Annotated in this window: 22 protein-coding genes; 15 read left to right on the forward strand and 7 right to left on the reverse strand. The window is 46.5% G+C overall.

The genetic code is table 11. The annotated features are described in order from the left end of the window. Nucleotides 1-285: 285 nt before the first annotated feature. From CI960_RS04165 to CI960_RS04175, 3 genes are read left to right on the forward strand one after another with little or no spacing between them, the layout of a single operon-like run. Complete coding sequence (locus tag CI960_RS04165) at nucleotides 286-2,220, forward strand: glycogen debranching enzyme N-terminal domain-containing protein (protein ID WP_005861612.1); 1,935 nt, start codon at nucleotides 286-288, stop codon at nucleotides 2,218-2,220. A 14-nt stretch (nucleotides 2,221-2,234) separates the two neighbouring features. Beyond that, the gene (locus tag CI960_RS04170; protein WP_005861614.1) at nucleotides 2,235-3,503 is read left to right on the forward strand and encodes a glycosyltransferase; all 1,269 of its coding nucleotides are present in this window, start codon (nucleotides 2,235-2,237) and stop codon (nucleotides 3,501-3,503) included. Between the two features lie 35 nt (nucleotides 3,504-3,538). Continuing rightward, complete coding sequence (locus tag CI960_RS04175) at nucleotides 3,539-4,831, forward strand: glycoside hydrolase family 57 protein (RefSeq protein WP_005861616.1); 1,293 nt, start codon at nucleotides 3,539-3,541, stop codon at nucleotides 4,829-4,831. Between the two features lie 139 nt (nucleotides 4,832-4,970). Here CI960_RS04175 and CI960_RS04180 read toward each other — a convergent pair whose 3' ends face one another. Next, nucleotides 4,971-6,347: a DUF4270 domain-containing protein gene (locus CI960_RS04180; RefSeq protein ID WP_005861618.1), complete on the reverse strand. Its 1,377-nt coding sequence runs from the start codon at nucleotides 6,345-6,347 to the stop codon at nucleotides 4,971-4,973. An 11-nt stretch (nucleotides 6,348-6,358) separates the two neighbouring features. Beyond that, nucleotides 6,359-7,183: a glycogen/starch synthase gene (locus CI960_RS04185; protein ID WP_005861620.1), complete on the reverse strand. Its 825-nt coding sequence runs from the start codon at nucleotides 7,181-7,183 to the stop codon at nucleotides 6,359-6,361. A 100-nt stretch (nucleotides 7,184-7,283) separates the two neighbouring features. Between CI960_RS04185 and panC the strand changes: the two genes are divergently transcribed. The 12 genes from panC (at nucleotide 7,284) to CI960_RS04260 (ending at nucleotide 14,636) form a co-directional block, all read left to right on the forward strand. Continuing rightward, nucleotides 7,284-8,123, forward strand: a complete 840-nt coding sequence (gene panC / locus CI960_RS04190; protein WP_005861622.1) for a pantoate--beta-alanine ligase — start codon at nucleotides 7,284-7,286, stop codon at nucleotides 8,121-8,123. Between the two features lie 13 nt (nucleotides 8,124-8,136). Beyond that, the gene (gene panD / locus CI960_RS04195; RefSeq protein WP_005861624.1) at nucleotides 8,137-8,487 is read left to right on the forward strand and encodes an aspartate 1-decarboxylase; all 351 of its coding nucleotides are present in this window, start codon (nucleotides 8,137-8,139) and stop codon (nucleotides 8,485-8,487) included. A gap of 98 nt (nucleotides 8,488-8,585) precedes the next feature. Next, entirely contained in the window at nucleotides 8,586-9,908 is a 1,323-nt protein-coding gene (locus CI960_RS04200) for an MATE family efflux transporter (RefSeq protein ID WP_005861626.1), read from the forward strand. Nucleotides 9,909-10,988: 1,080 nt separating this feature from the next. Then, complete coding sequence (locus tag CI960_RS04220) at nucleotides 10,989-11,204, forward strand: hypothetical protein (protein WP_007366490.1); 216 nt, start codon at nucleotides 10,989-10,991, stop codon at nucleotides 11,202-11,204. Between the two features lie 11 nt (nucleotides 11,205-11,215). After that, nucleotides 11,216-11,437 carry a hypothetical protein gene (locus CI960_RS04225; protein WP_007366491.1) on the forward strand — a complete coding sequence of 74 codons (222 nt, stop codon included), beginning with the start codon at nucleotides 11,216-11,218 and terminating at the stop codon, nucleotides 11,435-11,437. Between the two features lie 13 nt (nucleotides 11,438-11,450). Further along, the gene (locus tag CI960_RS04230; RefSeq protein ID WP_007366492.1) at nucleotides 11,451-11,873 is read left to right on the forward strand and encodes a PcfK-like family protein; all 423 of its coding nucleotides are present in this window, start codon (nucleotides 11,451-11,453) and stop codon (nucleotides 11,871-11,873) included. 2 nt (nucleotides 11,874-11,875) lie between these two features. Further along, nucleotides 11,876-13,165, forward strand: coding sequence for a PcfJ domain-containing protein (locus CI960_RS04235; protein WP_014224642.1), 1,290 nt, complete (start codon nucleotides 11,876-11,878; stop codon nucleotides 13,163-13,165). 24 nt (nucleotides 13,166-13,189) lie between these two features. After that, nucleotides 13,190-13,447, forward strand: a complete 258-nt coding sequence (locus tag CI960_RS04240) for a hypothetical protein (protein ID WP_007366494.1) — start codon at nucleotides 13,190-13,192, stop codon at nucleotides 13,445-13,447. 20 nt (nucleotides 13,448-13,467) lie between these two features. Beyond that, nucleotides 13,468-13,701, forward strand: coding sequence for a DUF3873 domain-containing protein (locus CI960_RS04245; RefSeq protein WP_007366495.1), 234 nt, complete (start codon nucleotides 13,468-13,470; stop codon nucleotides 13,699-13,701). After that, on the forward strand, nucleotides 13,698-13,943 hold the full coding sequence (locus CI960_RS04250; protein ID WP_007366496.1) for a hypothetical protein: 246 nt from the start codon (nucleotides 13,698-13,700) through the stop codon (nucleotides 13,941-13,943). The genes CI960_RS04245 and CI960_RS04250 overlap by 4 nt, the downstream gene beginning before the upstream one ends. A gap of 45 nt (nucleotides 13,944-13,988) precedes the next feature. Beyond that, nucleotides 13,989-14,297 (forward strand): hypothetical protein, encoded by a 309-nt coding sequence (locus tag CI960_RS04255; RefSeq protein ID WP_007366497.1) that lies wholly within the window; start codon nucleotides 13,989-13,991, stop codon nucleotides 14,295-14,297. A 117-nt stretch (nucleotides 14,298-14,414) separates the two neighbouring features. Further along, entirely contained in the window at nucleotides 14,415-14,636 is a 222-nt protein-coding gene (locus CI960_RS04260; protein WP_007366498.1) for a hypothetical protein, read from the forward strand. Between the two features lie 63 nt (nucleotides 14,637-14,699). On the opposite strand, the gene CI960_RS04265 is transcribed toward CI960_RS04260, so the two are convergent. From CI960_RS04265 to traN, 5 genes are read right to left on the reverse strand one after another with little or no spacing between them, the layout of a single operon-like run. Beyond that, a complete protein-coding gene (locus CI960_RS04265) occupies nucleotides 14,700-15,227 on the reverse strand; it encodes a lysozyme (protein WP_007366499.1) in 528 nt (175 codons plus the stop codon). Then, nucleotides 15,224-15,727 carry a DUF3872 domain-containing protein gene (locus CI960_RS04270; protein WP_007366500.1) on the reverse strand — a complete coding sequence of 168 codons (504 nt, stop codon included), beginning with the start codon at nucleotides 15,725-15,727 and terminating at the stop codon, nucleotides 15,224-15,226. The genes CI960_RS04265 and CI960_RS04270 overlap by 4 nt, the downstream gene beginning before the upstream one ends. Before the next feature lie 25 nt (nucleotides 15,728-15,752). Continuing rightward, nucleotides 15,753-16,622 (reverse strand): toprim domain-containing protein, encoded by an 870-nt coding sequence (locus CI960_RS04275; protein ID WP_007366501.1) that lies wholly within the window; start codon nucleotides 16,620-16,622, stop codon nucleotides 15,753-15,755. A gap of 8 nt (nucleotides 16,623-16,630) precedes the next feature. Next, a complete protein-coding gene (locus tag CI960_RS04280) occupies nucleotides 16,631-17,206 on the reverse strand; it encodes a conjugal transfer protein TraO (RefSeq protein ID WP_007366502.1) in 576 nt (191 codons plus the stop codon). A gap of 2 nt (nucleotides 17,207-17,208) precedes the next feature. Continuing rightward, complete coding sequence (gene traN, locus CI960_RS04285; protein WP_007366503.1) at nucleotides 17,209-18,195, reverse strand: conjugative transposon protein TraN; 987 nt, start codon at nucleotides 18,193-18,195, stop codon at nucleotides 17,209-17,211. Nucleotides 18,196-18,197: the final 2 nt, after the last annotated feature.

Below are 18,197 nucleotides of genomic sequence, written 5' to 3' on the forward strand. Positions count from 1 at the left end.
CCGAGGCTTGTTTTCGGGGGGCTGTACCTTGATTTTGAGCTTTGATGAATATGATAATAGGATTGATTTAACAAAAATTTATATGTTTGAAAACACTCCTTTAGAGCACCTTTCTTTTTAAAGCCTTGATCTATAAGTTTATCGTAGAAGAAGGATGCCTTTTTTTCTAAATAAATATAAAAGACAGTTTGTTTTTTTAGTTATTAAATAATACTTTTGATTCTCAGAAACGAAAATAATTTCATTTTGATATTAAAGAAAGTAACTTAAAACCCAAATACACATATGAGTTATCTTAAATTTGACAAAACAGTAATGATAAACCTGGAAGAGTCGCTGACTCGTGAGGTGCTTCGAACCAACCGTTTGGGAGCCTATCACTGCACTACTGTTGTTGATTGTAATACCAGGAAATACCACGGACTACTCGTTATGCCTGTGCCTGCGATTGATGATGACAACCATGTGTTACTGTCTTCTTTTGATGAGACGGTAATTCAACATGGTGCCGAATTTAATCTTGGGTTGCATAAATATGCAGGTGATAATTTCAGTCCCAAGGGACATAAGTACATCCGCGAGTATAGCTCAGAGACAGTACCTCGTACGCTTTACCGTGTAGGAGGTGTGATCTTCTCGAAAGAGAAAGTGTTTTCCATGTACGAGAATCGTATCATGATTAAGTATACGTTGGAAGATGCTCATTCCGCTACGACCTTACGTTTCCGTCCTTTCCTCGCTTTCCGTAGCGTGAAGAACTTAACGCAAGCCAATGGTAACGTGAACCAATCTTACGAGGAAGTCACAAACGGAATCAAGACATGTATGTATCCCGGTTATCCGGAACTGTATATGCAATTTAACAAGAAAGTTAAATTTGTGTATGAGCCGTATTGGTACAATGGCATCGAGTATCCGAAAGAACAAGAGAGGGGATATCCTTATCAGGAGGATTTGTATGTTCCCGGATATTTCGAGGTCCCTATCAAAAAAGGGGAGACTATTATTTTCAGCGCTGGCGATAGTGCAGTGGCAACTACCCGCTTGAAGGCACTGTATGAGAATGAGGTCGTAGCTCGTACACCTCGTACTAGCTTCTTCAATTGCTTGAAGAATTCCGCTCAGCAATTTTATTTTCGTCCCAAGGAAGACGACGCTTATCTATTAGCGGGCTATCCATGGTTTAAAGTACGTGCGAGAGATTTGTTCGTAGCTCTTCCGGGTAGTACGTTGTCTATCGATGATCCGGTTCGTTTTGAGAAGATCATGCATACGGCGATGCCGGCGATGCGGGCGTATATGGAGAATGGGCGTTTCGATGCGGTGATTCGTGAGATCGAGCATCCGGATGTCTTTTTATGGGCGATCTGGGCGATCCAACAGTATGCTAAGCATGAAGGCGTTGAAAAGGCACGTGAGCTATATGGCGATTTCGTGAAAGAAGTTATCGATTATATACGGGACCAGAAACATCCCGATATGAAATTGATGGAGAATGGTTTACTTTTCGCTAATGGAAAAGATAAGGCGATTACTTGGATGAATTCTACCGTAAACGGAAAACCTGTTGTAACTCGTTCCGGTTATATAGTGGAATTTAACGCTCTTTGGTATAATGCTCTTTGTTTCTATACAGAATTGATGGGGGGAGTACCTGTCGAGGGTATTGATCCGATTATCAAGTCGATGGATAAATCGTTCCCGGAAACCTTTGTGAACGGGTATAATTATTTGTTCGATTCCGTGAATGGTTCTACGGTAGATTGGAGCGTACGGCCTAATATGATTTTCGCTGTGGCATTGCCTTATTCCCCATTGACGAGGATGCAGAAACGTGCCGTAGTGGATATCGTGACGAAAGAGTTGCTTACCCCGAAGGGCTTGCGTTCCTTGAGTCCGAAGAGCGAAGGATATCGCCCGTATTATGTGGGGCCGCAATATGAACGAGATTTGGCTTATCACCAAGGTACTGCTTGGCCGTGGTTGTTAGGCGCCTATTTGGAAGCTTATTTGCGTGTATTCGGAAAGAGTGGCGTTGCTTTTGCTGAACGTATGTTGATAAGCTTGGAGGAGGAGATGTCATTACACTGTATCGGGACGATCCCGGAATTGTTTGATGGTAACCCACCGTTTACCGGACGTGGAGCTGTCTCTTTTGCGATGAATGTTGCGGCTATCCTCCGTGTTGTGGATTTGTTGAAGAAGTATAACGCCGAATAAAACTAAGTACCATTATGAAAGCATTAATGTTTGGATGGGAATTTCCTCCTCATATCTTGGGCGGTTTAGGAACGGCCAGTTTCGGTTTGACACGAGGCATGGCAATGCAGCCCGATATGGATATTACTTTTTGTATACCGAAGCCCTGGGGCGATGAAGACCAGAGCTTTCTAAAGATAGTGGGTGTCAACCAAGTTCCGATTGTTTGGAAGGATGTTGACCGTGAATATGTGCAGCAACGGGTTTCCAAAGCGGGAATGAACGCTGACCAGTATTATAAGTACAGGGATCATATTTATGCGGATTTCAGTTATCGTCATGTGACTGATTTAGGGTGCCTTGAGTTTTCCGGACGTTATCCGGATAATCTTCTGGAAGAGATCAATAACTATTCGATCGTTGCGGGAGTAATCGCTCGTACGGAAGAGTATGATATCATCCATGCGCACGACTGGTTGACTTATCCGGCGGGTATTCACGCTAAAAATGTGAGTGGTAAGCCTTTGGTAATCCATGTTCATGCTACGGATTATGATCGTAGCCGTGGTAATGTGAATCCGGATGTCTATGCGATTGAGAAGAATGGTATGGACAATGCAGATCATATCATAACGGTGAGTAATTTGACTCGTCAGACGGTGATCGAGAAATATCATCAAGATCCCGCTAAGGTAACGACCGTACATAACGCCGTAGAGCCTTTAAGTCCTGAGATTTTAGCGATCCCAGATAAAAAGGGTGTAAAGGATAAGGTTATTACATTCTTAGGTCGTATCACGATGCAGAAAGGGCCGGAATATTTCGTTGAGGCTGCCGCAAAGGTTTTGGCTAAGGCTCCTTATGCACGTTTCGTGATGGCTGGTAGTGGTGATATGATGGATCAAATGATTCGTTTGGCCGCAGCACGTAATATTTCAGATCGTTTCCACTTTACCGGATTTATGAAGGGCAAGCAGGTCTATGAGGTGTTGAAAGCCAGTGACGTATATGTGATGCCTTCGGTTTCTGAGCCTTTTGGTATCTCTCCGTTGGAAGCCATGCAATGTGGTGTACCCTCTATCATTTCTAAACAATCCGGTTGCGCCGAGATCTTGGATTATGCGATTAAGGTGGATTATTGGGATATTGAGGCGTTAGCGGATGCCATGTATTCTATTATTACTTATCCTGCCATGCATGAGTTCTTGAAAGTGGAAGGTAAGAAAGAGGTGGATAATATCAAATGGGAATATGCCGGACAAAAGGTTCGTCGTATTTACGACAATGTGATAGGTAACAAATAAATTAACGACAAGACAAAAATAAAACAAACAATATTATGAAAACGATCTGCTTTTATTTTCAAATACATCAGCCGTTCCGTTTAAAAAGATATCGCTTCTTCGATATAGGTAACGACCATTACTATTACGATGATTTCCAGAATGAGGAGATTATCCATCGTATAGCTGAACAATGTTACTTGCCGGCTAACCGGACTATTTTGGAGATGATTAAGACCAGTGGTGGTAAGTTTAAGGTAGCGTTCTCTATTTCCGGCGTAGCGTTGGAGCAGATGGAGATTTATACTCCGGAAGTGATCGATAGCTTTAAGGAATTGGCGGCTACGGGGAATGTGGAATTCTTGTCTGAGACTTATGCTCATTCTCTTTCTTCCTTGGGAGATCCGGAGGAGTTCAAGCATCAAGTAAAGAAACAAGAAGATAAGATCAAGACTTTATTCGGGGTTAAACCGAAAGTGTTCCGTAATACGGAGTTGATTTACTCGGATGATATTTCCGCTATGGTTTCTGAGATGGGCTATAAGGGGATGTTGACGGAGGGTGCTAAGCATATCTTAGGTTGGAAGAGTCCGAACTATATGTATTCTTCTTGCGTAGCTCCGAAGTTGAGTTTATTATTGAAGAATGACCGTTTCAGCGAGGATTTATCGAACCGTTTCAGTGATTATAGTTGGAATGAGTATCCTTTGACAGCCGATAAGTATATGTCATGGATCGCTGCTACTCCGGATTCAGAGCAAATCATTAATTTGTTTATGAATTATGAGGTGCTGGGATCTTTGCATCCAGCTTCAACCGGTATTTTTGAGTTCTTCAAGGCTTTGCCTCGTTTTGCTGCGGATAAGGGGATTAGCTTCTCTACTCCATCGGAAGTATTTACATTGATTAAGCCGGTAGACTCTATCTCCGTTCCTTATCCGATCTCTTGGGTAGATGAGGAGAGAGATTGTAGTTCTTGGTTAGGAAATGTATTGCAGCAGGAAGCGTTCCGTAAGATTAATGAGATCGGTGAACGTGTTCGTTTGTCTCAGACTCGTCGTATCCGTCAGGACTGGTACTATCTGCAGAGCAGTGACCATTTCTATTATATGAGTACAAAGCATATGGGACAAGGTGGCTTTAGCCCTTACGATAATCCGTATGATGCATTTAATAACTATATGAATGTTCTTTCCGATTTCATTGTTCGTGTAAATGCGGAATTCCCGGAGAATATAGAGAATGAGGAATTGAATTCATTGCTTTCTACGATTAAGAATCAAGGAGAGGAAATCGAGAGTCTACAGAAAGAATTAGATAAATTAAAAAAGAAGGCGGCGAAGAAATAAGTCGTTAATTGATTTGACTAGACTATTTTTGGAGAGTGACGGGTCCTTTTAGGGACCCGTTATTTTTTGCCTTAGAGATACGGATATAAAAAAAGCGAGATGTTTTTCATCTCGCTTTTTTTATTATATAGATTCTTTGCTATCTGACATATTTACATGATGTAATACCAATTTTCATCACCTCTTCATCCTTTCGTATCTTTACACCTGAGGGAGCTAGATAATTCGTGATGGCTGTTGTAACAACTGTACTTTGACCGTAACTGTTACCTGTGGTCGTTGTCCGTTGAACAGGGATAAGAAGTAAACTCAAATCTTTGTCCGGATTATTCTCCATCTGATATTTTAATAAATTGGCAAGATTCGGGAATGAGTACGTACGAGTAGTCGCATCGTAAGCCTTGGATAGAAACGAGGTTACATTATTGTCAATTTGACTACCCTCAAAGAAACTCTTTACAGAATCCTCCGGCAAGATCAATAAATAAGGAGGAGGAGCCAGCGCATATTGCCAATCTTCTTGCGGCATCGCTTTTAACTCTAGTGGTAAATTATTCACGATACGTTTTTCCATGATCGGAGTAATTTCCTGTGTCGGAAGAACGATGCGTGTACAAACGCCGGCAGGAGTCTTAAAAAATGCATAGCTGTCGTTCGGTTGTAGCAATTGACTCATATCCGTATTTTTGAAACGACTTAGCTGAATGACCTCTTTAGTGACGGAGAAAGCTTCCCACGTGGTTATTAAAGAGTCTTTTCCTGCTGTGCTTTTAACCGCATAATTATAATATATCTTAAGGACAGAGCTAGCCACGGACAATATATTACCACTACCGAAGGTAGTTGTTACATAAAGCCCCGGGAAAAACTCATTGAAAGTTTCTTGATTCTTGAATGTACCCGGATTATTAATCGTTTCATCATAAAATTTTTGTCCGAACTCAGTAGGCATTTTAATGCTTACATGAGGGCTGTAACCATCAGAGTTTCTAAGGGAGTCGGATATACTTGTGTTATAAGCTGTATAAGCTTGAGCACCCATTGACTCTTGCATATTGCAATATTGCTTAGGGTCAATATTTGTATAAAAATTCTTTTGTAACGGACTTGTAATTTTAAAGATCTCCGCACGCATAGGCGCCAAGGAGTCTCCTACCCATACACCGTTTTTATTGGAACCATTATAATATATATTGAATTCCACCGAATCAATTTTTCCCTCATAAGGTGTATGCTTAAATTGAAAATCACTCGGACAATAGAATTGGCACATATAATCCGATACAAGGTTACCATACAGCGGATCGTAGAGTTCACCCAACTGGGCGCTAGTAGACCTTGCGTAAATAGAATCTAATTGCACCGTAGTGGCTTGTATCTGGAACGTGTCCATATATACCGCAATTGTATCGTCGCCTGGCTGAATACTTGTTCCTATCGAACTAAAATCATCATTACACCCGGCCAAAATGCTAGCACCAAGGCCAAGTCCAAGTATTAAAAGCTTGATTTTCATTACTACATTTATTATTTCGTGTTAGAATCCAATACCACGTCGTAGAACTTATTGAACTCGTCCATATAAGTTTCCGGTGACTGATAGGGAAGGAAAGGAGTATCTTTCTTGGCAGAGATATAATCAAGGACTTCTTGATTGATCGTCTCGCTACCTTGGATTACACCATCAGCGAAATCAATCGCTAATTTGGTTAGGCCCACAAAACTTGTATCTGCCTTGATTAACTTCAAGTCAGCTTCTTTGGCTCCGTCCGCCTTCAGTTTTGTCGCGAAATCTTTGTTTAGCGGGTTCTTGAAGTCATCGTTGTAGATCGAATAAACGATTTTCGCATTACGCAGGCACGGGTCATCGGCATACATTCTCTTGATGTAAAGAGCCGTTAACGCTGACATCCAGCCATGGCAATGGATTACATCAGGAATCCAACGCAATTTTTTTACGGTTTCCAATACTCCGCGTACATAGAAGATCGAACGATCGTCATTATCTTCATACTCATTTCCATTCTCATCGCTGACCGTGGATTTCCGTTGGAAGAAATCCTCGTTGTCAATAAAGTAAACCTGCATCCGGGCCGATTGAATGGATGCTACCTTAATGATCAGAGGATGGTCCGTGTCGTCAATAATAAGATTCATACCAGACAGACGGATAACCTCGTGCAACTGATTGCGGCGCTCGTTGATATTTCCGAATTTTGGCATGAATGTCCTGATTTCGCGACCACGCTCCTGAATTCCTTGCGGCAAATTTCTACATATTGTCGCAATCTCGGATTCGGGAAGGTAGGGAGTGATTTCTTGGGCTATAAACAAGATTTTTTTTGCATCCATTCTGTAAACTAGTTTTATAAAGACGCTACAAAGATACGAAAAATCTTTTATTTACGGTAATTATTTAGTTGCTTTGCACCGTCAATTAAGCATCTATCTGATGAAAATAGTAAATAGTATTAAAGATTTGAAGGCTTATCTTGCTGAGGCAAAGCAGGATAATAAGAAAATTGGCTTTGTTCCTACCATGGGAGCACTGCATAATGGACATCTTAGCTTAGTACAACATTGCGTGAAAAACAATGATGTATGTGTAGTCAGTGTTTTTGTAAATCCAACCCAATTTAATGACAAACACGACTTGGAAACGTATCCCCGTACGTTGGAGGCTGATTGTGTGTTATTAGAATCTGCCGGCTGTGACTATGTATTCGCTCCCTCTGTAGAAGAGATGTATCCGGAGCCAGATACCCGTACATTTGATTTGGGAACGGTATCTGAGGTAATGGAAGGCGCTAAGCGTCCGGGGCATTTTAACGGTGTAGCGCAGGTAGTAAGTAAGTTGTTCTATATCGTAGAGCCGGATAACGCTTATTTCGGGGAAAAGGATTTCCAGCAGATCGCTGTGATCCGGGCGATGGTGAAACAATTGAATATCCCTGTAACGATCAATGCTTGTCCGATCGTTCGTGAGGGCGATGGCTTGGCCTTGAGTAGCCGGAATACCCGTTTGACACCGGAACAACGTCAAAAAGCTCCGTTAATTGCTCGTACGTTAAAAGAAAGTACTACCTTTGTGCCCGGAAAAAGCGTACAAGAAGTGATTGACTATGTTGTCAATACGATTAATAGCGATCCAGTCATGGAAGTTGAGTACTACGAGATCGTAGATGGCAATACGTTAGAGTCTATCAAGAACTGGTCGGATACCGATTATCCGGTAGGTTGCATCACGGTATATTGCGGAGAGGTACGTTTGATCGACAATATCAAATACTAATTATAAGTCATACATGTTTATAGAGGTAGTAAAGTCAAAAATTCACCGGGTAACGGTAACGGAAGCTAACTTAAACTATATCGGTAGCATCACTATCGACGAGGATTTGTTGGACGCCGCTAATTTGATCGCGAACGAGAAGGTCTCGATCGTGAATAATAATAACGGAGAACGTTTTGAGACGTATATTATCAAGGGCGAACGTGGCTCGGGAGTGGTTTGCTTGAACGGAGCGGCTGCCCGTAAGGCTCAACCCGGAGATATTATTATCGTTATGTCGTATGCCATGATGGATTTCGAGGAGGCGAAAACATTCAAGCCTTCCGTGGTATTTCCCGATACGGCGACAAATAAGTTGATATAGCAGACGCTAGGCTTTGTAGAGATCTCTAATCATAAGAAAAGCTCGTCGGGATGCGGCGGGCTTTTTTTATCTTCATAAATTTAAGTAATAAGCGAGTTATGTACACGAACAGGAATATATGGAATGTTAGCTACCCGATCTTTTTGAGCTTGTTGGCGCAAAACGTGATAAACGTGACTGATACGGCTTTTCTAGGTAGGGTTGGTGAAGTCGAGTTGGGGGCTTCCGCTATGGGAGGACTTTATTATATCTGCGCTTTTACGATCGCCTTCGGTTTTAGTACGGGATCTCAAATCGTGATTGGCCGTAGAAACGGAGAGGGACGTTATGACCAGATAGGGCCTGTCATGATACAAGGCGTTTTCTTCCTATTGTCGCTGGCTGCTATATTGTTCTTGTTTTCTCGTTTTTTCGCGGGAGACGTGATGCGTGTATTGATTTCTTCGGACGCTATCTTGAATGCCACGGAGGAATTTTTGAATTGGCGTGTGTTTGGCTTCTTCTTCTCTTTCGTGAACGTGATGTTCCGGGCTCTTTTTATTGGTATTACCCGTACAAAGGTGTTGACATTGAACGCTGTCTTGATGGCAATGACGAATGTCTTACTGGATCATCTTTTGATTTTCGGACATGCCGGATTCCCAAAGATGGGTATTCAAGGGGCGGCTATCGCTTCCGTCATAGCCGAGGCGGTATCGATTCTCTTTTTCGTGGTTTACACGAGACTTACCGTAGATATACGTAAATATGCGCTTAACCAGATTCGTTCTTTCGATTTTGGCTTGTTGAAACGGGTGCTGGATATTTCCGTGTTCACGATGCTGCAATATTTCTTGTCTATCGCTACTTGGTTTATGTTCTTTATCGCTGTGGAGCATTTGGGGCAACGGGAGTTGGCGGTGGCGAATATCGTACGTAGTATTTACGTCGTGATGTTGATTCCCGTTAATTCCTTGGCGACCACGACAAACACGTTCGTGAGTAATAGTATCGGGGCGGGAGCGATCAATCAAGTTATACCGACTATCTGGAAGATCTGTAAGTTATCTTTGGGCATTATGGTCGTGTTTGCCGCTATTGTCAGTTTGATGCCGGGATGGGTCGTGTCTGTTTATACGAATGACGCTTCATTAGTGGCGGCCTCGGTTCCATCCGTCTACGTGATTGTCGGTTCTTTATTGATCGGATCGGTAGCTAATGTGGCGTTCAACGGGGTGTCGGGTACGGGAAATACACGTTCTGCGCTTTTTATGGAAGCGGCGGTATTGATTCTGTATGTGCTTTTTGTATATGTCGCGGGGATGCGTTTACGTTTGCCGGTAGCCGTATGCTTCTTGACAGAGGCTATTTACTATAGTGGATTGCTCGTCGCTAGCGTAATCTATTTAAAGAAAGCCTCTTGGCAAAATAAAAGAATATAAGTATATGAGGGGAAAAAACACGTACGTCTTTTTTTGAACTGTGAATATTGGGAAATTGTTCGTATTTTTGTATTGTGAAGTTACGAAAAGAGTGTAATTTATTGGAACTGAGCGTAGGTTAATTGCTCATGATAGTAATAGGTTACGATTTAGTTAGTTATCTACTGCATCATCCTTCTGCGCGTTGCGTAACCTTCAAAGAACTCTTCGTATGCAAAAGTAACAATAAAACGGGAGATTTTGAAATGAATCTCCCTAATTTTTTCTTCTCATACAAGTTTTTCCGTAAAAGCGGTTTTGTCCGTCGGCACACCATCGCCCAAAAGGATTTTGGTCGAACGTATGCCGACTACGCATAAGCGGAGAAAAGGGCTTTGCCTCACGCCTAAACAACAGTTTAGACTAATGATGCAAGGCCCATTTCTTTTGTGCTTATGCCAAAGAGGTGCTTTTACGGGTTTCTGACGATTTTTCTTTTTCCACTGTTCCTTTGAGCCGTAAGCGGAAAGCCGTGTCTGACCGCCCGATCCATAAATGGAACAAGCCGTCACACACGGCAGGCAAACCGGGAAGAATGATTTTATCCGTCCGACCGTACACGCTCGGCCAGACATATAAAATCATACTTCCTTGCCGGTGGTTTGCCCGGTTTCACGCCTCCGGCTATGTCCCTTTTCCTTTTGGCGTTTTCCCTTTTTTACGGATTTCTCTTTTGAAGTTTTCCTGTCCAATCTGCCTCCACTTCCGTTTACCTCCATTTTCGCGTCTTTCAGTGAGCCGCATCAGATAGTCATTTCCGTTCTGGGCGCAAAGGTAATTCCGGGATTGGACGGGAATGCAAGGTCAAGCCTCCTGTTTTCGGAAAAAATCTCCAGCCCTGCGGGTAGTATTTTTCCCGAAAAACCTTGCATTCCCTAATCCCTACCTTTTCAAGCACCCGAAACGAAAACGACCGATGCGACAGAAAGACGCATAAAAAAAATGTCGGATAAACGAGAGGCAGATAAGATAGTTTGAAACTCAACTCCCTCAGCTCTTGAATCCGCATTAAAAAACAAAAAAATCAAAAACAGCGAAGATATGACGGCAACGGCAAATTTCAGACAAATGGCGCAGTACATAGGGCTTGCGATATGCGGCTTGATGGTACGCACCGCCTTCGGGATGTTCGGCATCTTTTGGGGCATTATTAGAGAGATTGTAAACGGAGTGTTCCGAGTGGCGATAGGTGTAATCGTGGCTATCCTTTCCACTATTGCCTTCTTCGGCTTCATCCTTTGGTTATTCACCCTTTAACCCCTACTGACATGGCAAAGAGAAGCAGCAAAACGGCAGCGCAGCAGTGCAGATACTACGAGGTGGACAACATCTTCGTGTACATGGTGGAAACGTACATCAACGGCAACATATCCGTGTTCCGTGAACTCTACCGAGAACTGAACAAGGACGCACGGAGGGACTTTACAGACTTCCTTCTGAGCGAGGTAGAGCCGACCTATTGGAGAGAAATACTGAAACAGACAATCTAAAAAAGACAGCGATATGAAAGGAACAGAACATTTCAAGAGAACGATACAGATGTATCTGGAGCAGCGTGCAGCGGAAGATACGCTCTTTGCGAGGAACTACCGCAACCCTGCCAAGAACATAGACGATTGTGTCACCTACATTCTCAACTACGTGCAGCGGAGCGGTTGCAACGGCTTCACGGACGGGGAGATATTCGGGCAAGCCGTCCACTACTATGACGAGAACGAGATAGAGGTAGGCAAGCCCATTCAGTGCCAAGTGGCGGTGAACCACGTTGTGGAACTCACGGCAGAGGAAAAGGCGGAAGCACGGCAGAACGCAGTCCGCAGATACCAAGAGGAGGAACTCCGCAAGTTGCAGAACCGCAGCAAGCCGAGAACCGCCACCAAAGCGACCGCACAAGAAGTACAACAACCCAACCTATTCAATTTCTGATTATGAAACCGAGAACACCCATACAGCAGGAAGTCGCACGATTGAGCGAGCGACTGCCGAAATTGACCGCCACACAGAGGGCTTACGCTTTCCGCCATTGCTTCAAACATTACGCCATCAAGAGGGCGGACGGCACGAACATCTGCACCGAGTGCGGACATTCGTGGAGGAGTGAACACAACCTTGCGGACACCGTTTGCGGATGCACCTGCCCGCATTGCGGCATGGAGTTGGAAGCGTTGCGCACCCGAAAGAGCGTGTTCAGCGAGAACGAGTATTTCTGCATCATCACCACCTGCAAGCAGTACCAAGTGATACGCTTCTTCTTCGTCAAGTCCCAATACAAGGCAGGGCAGGCAGCCGGGTATTCCATTTATGAAGTGGTGCAAAGGTGGATTTCGCCCAAAGGCACAACCGTCACCATTGCCCGACTGCGTGGAATGTCCATACTTTACTACGACCTATGGGCGGAATACAGCGACATGGAGGTACGCAAGAACAACAAACTCCGTGCATACGATATAAACCCCGTCTGCACCTATCCCCGACAGCGTTTCATACCCGAACTGAAACGCAACGGCTTCAATGGCGAATACCACAACATACTGCCTTACGACCTTTTCACGGCTATCCTTTCCGACAGCCGAGCCGAAACGCTGTTGAAGGCAGGGCAATACCCCATGTTGCGCCACTATATCCGCAGTTCCTTTGACATAGAGAGGTATTGGGCATCCGTAAAGATATGTATCCGCAACGGCTACACCATTGCTGACGGCTCCATGTGGCGTGACACCATAGACCTCCTGCGGCATTTCGGCAAGGACACGAACAGCCCGAAGTACGTCTGTCCCTCCGACCTCAAAGCCGAACACGACAGACTTATGCACAAGCGCAACAAGGAGATAGAACGCAAGAAGTTGGAGGAACGCATCCGCCAAGCGAAGAAACACGAGAAGGCATACCGCAAACTCAAAGGCATATTCTTCGGCATCGCCTTCACGGACGGCACTTTGCAGGTGCGTGTGTTGGAGAGCGTTGCGGAGTTTGCAGCGGAAGGGACGGAACTGCACCATTGCGTGTTTTCCAACTCCTATTTCCTTGAAAAGAACTCTCTTATCCTATCCGCTACCATTGACGGCAAGCGCATAGAAACGGTGGAGGTTTCCTTGAAGACATTGGAAGTGGTGCAAAGTCGTGGCTTGCACAATTCCAATACCGAGTACCACGACCGCATTGTAAACCTTGTGAACAGCAACGTGAACCTTATCCGCCAGCGGATGGAAGCGGCATAGTATCAACCTATAATACCCAATAGTATGGAAGTAAAAATTGAAAGCATGGTTTGTCTGTGGGACGATAAAATCCCCACGATGTTCCTTGAATTTGTGAACCTCCTCACTCTTGCAACGAGTGAGGAGCAGTTAAGACGGAGTGTAAAGAACTTTGCCGAGAAGCACGGACTTGACAGGTTTTTCCTTTACGGCTTCGGTTCCCACCATTTCTACCTGCACCAACGCTACACGAGCGACCCCGAAATGGTGATGAAGAACAGAGTTTTGTCAGTACATTTTTAACCACCCTAAAATCAACGATTATGGCAACACGGATGACCATCAACGGAGTAAGCACCTGCACGGAAGCAGGTACGGAGAAATACGAGCGTTTCCAATTAGGTATCGGCAGACGCAAGCGGACACTTGTGCAGTACGACTACCGCCACCCCACAGACGGAGAGTTGTTCTCTTGTGTCAAACCCACATTGGACGAGTGCCGAGAAGCACGGGATGAGTGGCTCACGGCAAAGGAAGGAAAGGAGGACAGACGATGAACGCAGCCTATCAAACGCTGATAGTGAAGTTCAGTGAGCCTATCAAAGTATTGGACGGCATCTTTGACGATGCCGAAGCGTGGGGAGTTGATACCCTAAAAGGGTGGATAGACGACTACGAGAGCAGCAGGTTTACCGCCATCAACAGCCATACGGCAGTCATCACAAGCGAGTACAATATGGAGTGCCTGATGGAATGGTTGAAACGAAACACACCCATTGCCGAGATAACAGAATGTTAAACAAGTTGGCGGTGTCCGCACCGCCAACCTACAACCAAGAAAAGCATGATAGCGAAGACTATTTTACAGCAGATAGGCGGCAGACGCTTTGCCGCCATGACGGGAAGCAAGGACTTTATAGATATGGGTAACGGACTGCGCATGAGCCTTGCGAGGAACAAGACGAGTGCCAACCGCCTTGACATCATCTACGATGCCGGCTTAGACCTCTACAATATGCGTTTCTACCGCAGGACGTTCAGCAAAAAGACATTCGAGTGCAAGACGAAGGACATCGAAACACACGATGGCATATATTGCGATATGCTGGAAGAAATGTTCACGATGGTAACAGGACTCTACACCCATTTTTGAGTGGCGGCGGACAAAGCCGCCCTACTTTCTTTCGGTGAGCATGACGGCGGACAAAGAAAGTAGCAAAGAAACCGCTGTCCCAATCTACGATAGTATTCACAAAAACAAGTTTCAATCATGGAAGAAATCAGACAGAACGGAAAAATCATCCTGCACAGCGATGACGGAACAAGCATAAGGATGATTTTCAAAAACCTCACGGGCAGGATTTTTCAAGGTCAGGAATATGTGGAGTATATCCGGCATATCGCAATCGGGGAGATGGGATTTTCGCCCGGCATCATAGAGCATTGCAGGGACGGTGAAGTAATCGGCAAAGGAAAAATCCCGAATGTATGAAAAGCGGAAACTCCGATGAAGTTGCGGCTTCATCGGAGTTTCATTTGTCAGGCATTTGCCATGTTACGGAATGTACAGCAGCGCAAACTCCGCCTTTCTCCGTTTGAGCAGCATGGCGTGCCGTTTCCCCTTGTAGTTGCAGAAAGCGATATATTCCCGGTAAATGTTCCTGTCGCCCGCCTCCAATTTTCGGATCAGCGTGCTTTTGGGTATCTTCCCGCTCCCCAAAAGCCGGTATGGACCGACATTGTAGGCGAGCGTGGCAAGGAGCAGACTGTCACGCCCGAACTTACGGAACATGGCGCAGAACTTACGCAAGTCTTTCCGCAGGAGTGCGTCCGCCTGCCGCTTCGTCATGGTGCGTGCCGAATACCTTTCCCCCGGCTGCACCTGATGACCCCAGCCCACGTATGGGTGGTGTTTCTCCGAGTGCCAGCCTTCAAAATACTTCGTACAGCGAACCGCCCGCTCAAAAGGCGGCAGGCGGTAGATTGCCGCCTGCCTGTCCGTCCCCTTCCGACGGCTGTCCCGTGCGGACACGGAGCAGACCGCCAGCAGCGAACAGAGGATAGCCATGAATACACGCATCATCTTGGCAGAGGTTTGTAATTGCCTATGGGGATGACGGTCTGAATGTCGTCCTTCACGTTCCGGTTGTTGAAGTCAAATTCCAATTCGTAGGAATTTTTGAAATTGTCCTCCACCACCACGATGAAGTTGTGCGCCTCGTCGCCCTCAGCCGTATAGTACAGCCGGAACTTCTCGTTTTCGAGCAGGTAGCGGTCATTGGGCAGAAAAGTAATGCCGCCCGCCATTTTCAGCGTGCCTTCCCCTTCGAACTGGAAATACCGGATGGTGTAGAGCGTGTTGGCGTAATCGCCCGTCCTTTTCAGTTCACAGCGGATTTCCACCGTCTGCCCCTTTGTGACCTTGTTCGGTACGGGCATCGTTTCCACCGTGAACGGATAGGATTGCTGGATGTCCATGTCATCGTCACACGATGCGAGCGTGAGCGACACGGCGGCGAACAGGCAGAGTGCCAACGCCTTGAAGATGGATATTCTCTTGTTCTTGTTGTTCAGTATGTTCATTGTCCTTTGATTTTTAAGTTATTGTTCATTTCTTTTTTGCTGTCAGTTGCAGATACTCGTTCAAGTCCTTGCAACCGTCATAGAGTGCGGAACAGTTACAGACACGTCCGCCGTAGTGTCCTTTGAGGGCTTCCAGCGTCCTCCGCCCGGCTTCGTCACGGTCGAGGAAGCAGTCGATGCGCCCGTACCCGTCTAAGTGTTTTACCGCCTTACCCACGTTGGCGACGGAGTTCAGCACAAGGCTGTCGCCTGTTTCCAATCCAAGCGTGGCAGCGGAAAGGAAGTCCATAAATCCTTCAAATAAACTGCACACGCCAGTCGGAGAACTTTCCATTTTGACCAGCGACACATCCTTCGGCGGCACGCAACCCTTGAAATAACGGCTCCGGATTTCATAGCCGCCAACCACGTTCTGGAAACCGATTGCGAAATACCGTTTTCCACGCACGCCGTAGTTCAAGCGGCAGCAGTGACGGGATGCAACGGCATAAGGGATGCCCCGTTCCGCCAGATACTCTGTTAATGGTGAGCGGAGCAGTGGGACGGCTTCCACCCCCTCAAAGGCAGGTTCGGACGGTTCCGGCAGGTACAACGGCTTTTCCGATGCGACAAACGGCATACGGGCGGTTTCCGCTATGAATCTTGCCTGCGCCATGAAGTCACCGCTTCGGGCAAACTCCCCGGCAAGCGTGAAGATGTCACCGCCCTTGCCCAAACCGAAGTCGTACCAGAGCCGTTTCGCCACGTTCACACGGAAAGAGGGCGTGCGCTCACTGCGGTACGGCGCACGATACCAAAGTTCGTTTCCGCTCCTTCGGACAGGCTCATGCCCCAACCGCGCGAGAAAGTCCGCGAGGGATATTTGCCTCATGGTGTCTATATCCGTCCGTTCCATGCCGCGTGTCAGTTGATGACGAACTTGATGCCCACCCCGAATTGGGTATGGAACTTCTTCGTGTCGCCACCCCACAGGCAACGCTCCCGGAGGTTGGCGAGCAGGGCGATACGGTCAGCCACGTAAAACTCTACATCGAGCGTCAGCGCACCGCCGTAGATGAAGGCGTCCCGGTCGTGCAGTGTCGAACCGTCATGCAGCACTTTTTCGCCCCAATTCACCGATTCATACCCGGCGAGAGCCGAAGCCCCCGCATAGACGAACACGATTTTACGGGCATCGGAAAGTATCTTGAAATAGTAGCCGCCTTCCGCCGTGAACTGCGCCACAGGTATGGCGGTGTCCTTGTACGGGTTGTTTTTCAGGAGATACTCACCTCCGAACACCCATTTGTTCCCCTTCTTCGTGTAGGTGGAGAGAGCCGCCCCGAAACTGTACCCGCCGTCGTTGCCGCCGGGTTTGAAGCCGTCCGCCAGATTCGCCCTGACCTCGATGCCCTGCATCTTCGGCAGGCATCGCTGGGCGTGCGCCTGCCCCGTGAACAGGGCAAGCGACGCGATGATTATTGCGATGTACTTTCTCATGGTCAGCGCACTTGAAGTTCGTTGATGGTATTGGCGCGCACCAAGTCCTCGTTCTCGATCACGAAGGACTGGTGACGGCCGCCGTTCTTCTCGTTCAGCTCCACCACGAGGCACTTGCCGTCGGGTATGGTGAACTTCGCCATCGTGAAGACCGTGCGTTCGCTTTTTTTGCCCGGCACGAGCGTGGCGTAGTTCTGCGCGCGGAGCGGCAGGATGATACGCTCCTGCACGGCGGTACGCTTCGCCACCTTCTTGTCCACGATTTTCCATGTGATGTAGTCCACATCGAAAGGCACGTTGCTCTGGTTCTTGATTTCCGTGTGGAAATACAGAAGCCCGTTGTGCGTGTAGATGCCTTTCAGAAGGTACTGGATGCCGAAACGCTTGCAGCCGATATGCTTCACCTCACGTTTGTTCTGCTTGTGGATGGACTTCATGATAAGGCGCACCAGCATCGGACTTTCGCTGCCTAATTCTTTCAGGTAGATTTCCTGCGCGTTGTTCGGACGGTTCACCGCCTCGCCGTCATGGATGAAGTCGCACATCTCCACGTTGAGCAGCAGCGGTTCGGCGGCGTATTTCACGTTGAAGGTGTAGAAACTCCCGTCCTCCGTGATGACGGACATGTTGGTTTCGTTCGGGAAATTCCTCACGGTAGCCTTCACACGGATGACGTTCTCCGCTCCGTCGGCTTTGCCCGCAATCAGGTCGGGCGAGCCTAAATCGACATAGCGCACCTCCGCCGGGAAGATGACATGCACGGTCTTGTCGTAGGTCACTTCCAAGCCGTGCGGGGGAACCATGCGGTCAAAGCCCAGCTTTCTCGTCAGACCGTGATACAGGTCGCCGTCCGCCTCCTTCTGCGGATAGACCTCTTTTGTCAAGGTCAGTTCTTCACTTCCGTTGGTCGTTTCAACGGTTACGTTTTCCTGCGCGTTGGCAGTTGCGATGCCCATAGCGAGGGCAAACATCATGATTACTTTTCTCATTT

This window comes from Parabacteroides sp. CT06, assembly GCF_002257605.1.
Taxonomy (GTDB): Bacteria; Bacteroidota; Bacteroidia; order Bacteroidales; family Tannerellaceae; genus Parabacteroides; species Parabacteroides distasonis.